Origin of the sequence: Desulfococcus sp. (genome assembly GCF_041737845.1) — a bacterium.
GTDB lineage: Bacteria > Desulfobacterota > Desulfobacteria > Desulfobacterales > Desulfococcaceae > Desulfococcus.
The window spans coordinates 1-4,684 of the sequence record NZ_JBGSQX010000100.1; the positions used below are offsets into that span (position 1 = coordinate 1).

Here is a 4,684-nt window from a genome sequence, read left to right on the forward strand (position 1 = left end):
GGCCCGCGATGCCGTCGACGGGGCGGATATCATCTGCACGGCCACCACCTCCCCCACGCCCGTCCTCCTGGGGGACTGGATCGCTCCCGGCGCCCACATCAACGCCGTCGGCGCCTACCAGCCCCACACGCGGGAGCTGGACACGGCGGCGGTGGCGGGCGCGCGGCTCTATGTCGACCGCCTGGAATCCGCCCTCAACGAGGCCGGGGAGTTCATCCTTCCCCGAGACGAAGGCGCCATCGGCCGGGATCACATCATCGGCGAACTGGGCGCCCTGCTTTCGGGAAAGATCCCCGGGAGGCAGTCTCCCCGCGACGTCACCCTGTTCAAATCCCTGGGCATCGCCGTCGAGGACCTGGCTGCGGCCCGGCGCATCCTGGACCTTGCCGTGGAAAAAAAGATCGGGACCTTCGTGGATTTCTGCGGTCGAAAACCGATGGGCCGGGAATCCGCCGAGTAGGGGGGCCGCGGGGGCATTCCATGGAAAACCATCCGGCGTATGGCGACGAAAAAGATATCGAACTCTTCCGCGTGACGGAGGACCCCCGGGCCTGTTCCTATCTGCCCGGAGAGACCGCCTCGCTGGAATATCGAATCATCGAAGCCGCCACGGACCGCACCTGCCAGATGCTCGTGTCGCGGGGATGGCGGCGGTTCGGCATCAGTTTCTTCCGGCCGGCCTGCGAAAACTGCGCCGAATGCCGCGGCATCCGGGTTGTCGTGGAGGGGTTCCGGCCGTCCAAGAGCCAGCGCCGATGCCTGAAGCGGAACGAAAAGATCAAGGCGGTGCTCCAGCGCCCGGGGATCACCCGGGAGCACATCCGGCTCTACAATGCCTACCATGCGGACATGAGCCGACGCAGGGGGTGGCCCGACCGCCCCATCGACGCCGGAGACTATATCGAATCCCTCATCATGGGCGCCGGGGATTTCGGGCACGAAATCCGGTACTACGAAGGCCCCCGACTGGTCGGCGTCGGATTGGTGGACATCCTTTCCGAAGGGGTCTCCAGCGTCTATTTCTATCATGATCCCGTATGGCGCCGCCACGGGCCGGGCACCTTCTCGATCCTCCGGGAGATCCGCCTGGCGAAAGAACTCCGAAAACCCCACCTCTACCTGGGCTACTGCATCCGGGAGAACCCCTCGATGAGCTACAAATCCCGGTTCAGACCCCATGAGATTCTCGACGGCTCCGCGGCGGACGATGTGCCTCCCTCCTGGCGCTCCCCCGAATCGCCGCCCGCGTAAACCCGCTGCCGGGCATGGGCCGCCGAGACGAGCGGCCCCACCGCCGCATCCACGTAGTCATAGACCCGGGCCCGGGTTTTTCCGGGCGCCGGACGCAGCACCCGCCCCAGGTATTGGAGGAGCCTGCCGCTGAACCGGACCGGCGTGGCGATGAACAGGGTGGCGAGGTCCCGGCAGTCGAACCCCTCTCCGATCAGTTGCCCGGTGGCCACCAGCACCCGCACGCCCCCGGCGCCGATCCTCGCGAGGACATCCCGCCGCTCCCGGGGCGAAACATCCCCGGTCAGAAGGACAGAGTCCGTCTTGTACCCGTACCGAAGCAGGGCCTGAAGGGTCTCGCAGTGCTTTTTCCGGTCGGAGAGGACCAGGCAGACCCCTTGCCCGGCCCGGACCTCGGCCGCCACATCGGCGGCGATGAGGCGATTCCTGCCGTCGTCGGCCGTGAGCTCGGAGAGCATCCTGGAATATTCCCGGACCGCGTCGTGATAGGGCGAAAAGGCGGTCTCCCGGATCACCACGTCGGCCGCCAGAATGTGTCCTCCCGCCACCAGCGCCGCCGCGTCGATGGCGTGGTGGACATCCCCCAGGTACCAGAAGATCAGCCTGGAGAGCCTGTCCCTTCGCCAGGGCGTCGCCGTGAGTCCCAGCATGAACCGGGCGTCGAAGGCCGAGACCGCCTCGGTGAAGGTGCGGCTGGGCGTCCGGTGACATTCGTCGACAACGAGGTAGCCCGTCAGGGGCGCCACATCCCGCACGCATTTGCAGAGGGACTGGATAAGGGCCACCGTCACCGGCCGGCCCAGCTCCTTTTTCCCCGCGCCGATGAGGCCGATCGCCTCCTCGGGAAGGCCCAGAAAGGTTTTGATGCGGTCGATCCACTGGAAGGCCAGTTCACGGTTGTGGACCACCACGATCGCCGGCTGCCCCCGGGCGGCGATCATGTAAAGGGCGATGACCGTCTTGCCGCTGCCGGTCGGCGCGGACAGGACGCCGAACTCCCGCTTCAGCATCCCCTCGGCCGCCTGCTGCTGGAAGGGCTTGAGGGTCCCGTGGAACGAAAACGCCGCGCCTTCGACGGCCCGCCTCCGGTCGTCGATCTCGCAGGGCACCCCGCGGCTTCGGCACATCAGCAGAAGCTGCCTCACGAACCCTCTGGGAACAACCAGGTTCCCCGTGCGGGTCTTTTCATAGGCGGTCACGTACTTCGGCGTGTCCCGGTTCCATCGGCCCAGCCGCTCGTTTTCAGACCACTTCGGGTTGAGAAATACGAGCCTGCCTTTGATCTCCTCCTCGATCGACGCCGGGACCTCCGACAGGATCAATTCGCTGGTGATGGATATTTTCACGGGGCATCCTCTTCCTCCGTCCCGACGGGAGCGACCTGCCCCATCGACGGATCCACCATCTCTGGCACGCTTCCCCGGCGGGGTCAACAAAGAATTTGTTTGACTTGTCCGATCGAATTGCCTATTCATTCATGGAATTATCGCCGACGCAAGCGGATACAACAACAGACCTCCGGATGGCGATGCCGCCAAGCCGGAAGGCTGAAGCCGCGCCCGTCAGGCATCGATCGACGATTACACCCCCGGAAGCCCGCAGACCGATGGATGATGATCCCGGCAGGGCAGCGGGAAAAGTCGGGAGGTCACGCGTCGACAAGCGATACCGAAACCGGGGCCATCATCCGGAAGCCTCTCTCATCATCGTCAGAAGGGACAGACAAAACCATATATGAGCAGCAAAATTTTAATCAATGCCGTTGATCACGACGAATGCCGAATCGCCAAGGTTACCGACAGCAAGCTGGAGGAATTCAACATTGAAAGCGCCGGAAAGGAGATCACCCACGGCAACATCTACAAAGGGGTCATCACCCGCATCGAGCCCGGGCTCCAGTCCGTGTTCGTGGATTACGGGGCCGAGCGCCACGGCTTTCTCCAGAAACACGAGATTCACAGCGACTATTACCAGGACAACCGCACCGGAGACGACTCCATCAACCACATCGTCCGGAAAGGGCAGGAGCTGCTTGTCCAGGTCACCAAGGATCCCGGCCAGAACAAGGGGGCGATGCTGACGACCTTCATCTCTTTGCCCGGACGCTATATCGTTCTCATGCCCGGCAGCAAGAACAAGGGTATTTCCCGAAAGATCGAGGATGAGGAGGAGCGCAGCCGCCTGAAGGAGATGGTCGCCATGCTCAAGGTCCCCGAAGGGTTCGGCCTCATCGTCCGGACGGTCGGTGCGGACTGCAACAAGACCCGGCTGGCGAAGGACCTCAGCTATCTCCTGACCCTCTGGAAGAACATCAACAAGAAGGGCATCGGCGAGACCGCACCGGCCCTCCTCTACAAGGAGCGTCATCTGGTCCTCCGCTCCATCCGGGACTCCTTCACCAACGACATCAAGGAGATCCTCGTCGACAAGGAGTCCGTCCACAACGAAATCAGGGATTTCATCCAGATCATCTCCCCCAAGCACACGCGCATCGTCAAGCTCTACAAGGGCGACAAGCCCATTTTCACCAAGTACGAGCTGGAAGACCAGATCGCATCCATCTATGAAAACCGGGTCGAGCTGAAGTCCGGCGGATCCATCGTCATCGACCAGACCGAAGCGCTGGTGGCCGTCGACGTCAACTCCGGCAAAAGCACCCAGAAGCGATCCATCGAGCAGACGGCCTTTTCCACGAACGTCGAGGCCGCGGAGGAGATCGCAAGGCAGCTCCGGCTCCGGGACCTGGGCGGGCTGATCGTCATCGACTTCATCGACATGCGGGAAGCCAAGAACAAGATGGAGGTGGAGAAGGCCCTCAAATCCTTCATCAAGGCCGACAAGGCCCGCATCAAGGTCGGACGGATCTCCCGGTTCGGCCTCATGGAGATGTCCCGCCAGCGCATCCGGCCTTCCATTGAATTCGGCAATTTCCAACCCTGCCAGTACTGCGGCGGGAAAGGACAGCTTCCCTCCACCGAAATGCTCGGGCTCAACATCCTGAGACGGCTTCAACTGGAGACCCTGAAGCAGGGCATCGTCCGGGTAAAGGGCGTCGTTCCTCTTGACGTAGCCGATTATCTGCTCAATAAAAAAAGAAAAGAGATCCTGGATCTCGAGGTTCGCCGCGAAATCCACATCCTCATCGAGGGGAATGCCACCATGCTCCCCAGGGAAAGCTCGATCACCAGCGAGTGATTCCCGTGATTCGCGATGCGCAGAGACCCGCGGCACTCGGGCGGGGGCACACATACAGACACAGGGGGGTTCATGGCTGCAAGCAGCAACAACACTGACCGGATGTTCAAGACCGTCGCCACGCTGGCCATCATCCTGGTGCTGATCGTCGGCGCCGGGTGGTACTGGTGGATGCACAAGGCCCGCACCGTTGCGACGGCGCCCCCTCCCCAGGCCGCGCCAGCGCTTCTTCCCCCCG

Annotated in this window: 4 protein-coding genes; 3 read left to right on the top strand and 1 reads right to left on the bottom strand. The window is 63.0% G+C overall.

The window, feature by feature from the left end:
* Both ACEW8N_RS11470 and ACEW8N_RS11475 read left to right on the top strand, forming a co-directional pair.
* A partial coding sequence (locus ACEW8N_RS11470; RefSeq protein WP_373499960.1) for an ornithine cyclodeaminase family protein occupies positions 1–460 on the top strand: 460 nt, incomplete at its 5' end.
* 20 nt (positions 461–480) lie between these two features.
* Positions 481–1,251, top strand: coding sequence for an arginyltransferase (locus tag ACEW8N_RS11475; RefSeq protein ID WP_373499961.1), 771 nt, complete (start codon positions 481–483; stop codon positions 1,249–1,251).
* Here the strand turns inward: ACEW8N_RS11475 and ACEW8N_RS11480 are convergent.
* Positions 1,155–2,597 (bottom strand): DEAD/DEAH box helicase, encoded by a 1,443-nt coding sequence (locus tag ACEW8N_RS11480; RefSeq protein WP_373499962.1) that lies wholly within the window; start codon positions 2,595–2,597, stop codon positions 1,155–1,157. The two genes, ACEW8N_RS11475 and ACEW8N_RS11480, sit on opposite strands and share 97 nt — an antisense overlap.
* Before the next feature lie 388 nt (positions 2,598–2,985).
* Between ACEW8N_RS11480 and ACEW8N_RS11485 the strand changes: the two genes are divergently transcribed.
* On the top strand, positions 2,986–4,446 hold the full coding sequence (locus ACEW8N_RS11485; RefSeq protein ID WP_373499963.1) for a ribonuclease E/G: 1,461 nt from the start codon (positions 2,986–2,988) through the stop codon (positions 4,444–4,446).
* Positions 4,447–4,684: the final 238 nt, after the last annotated feature.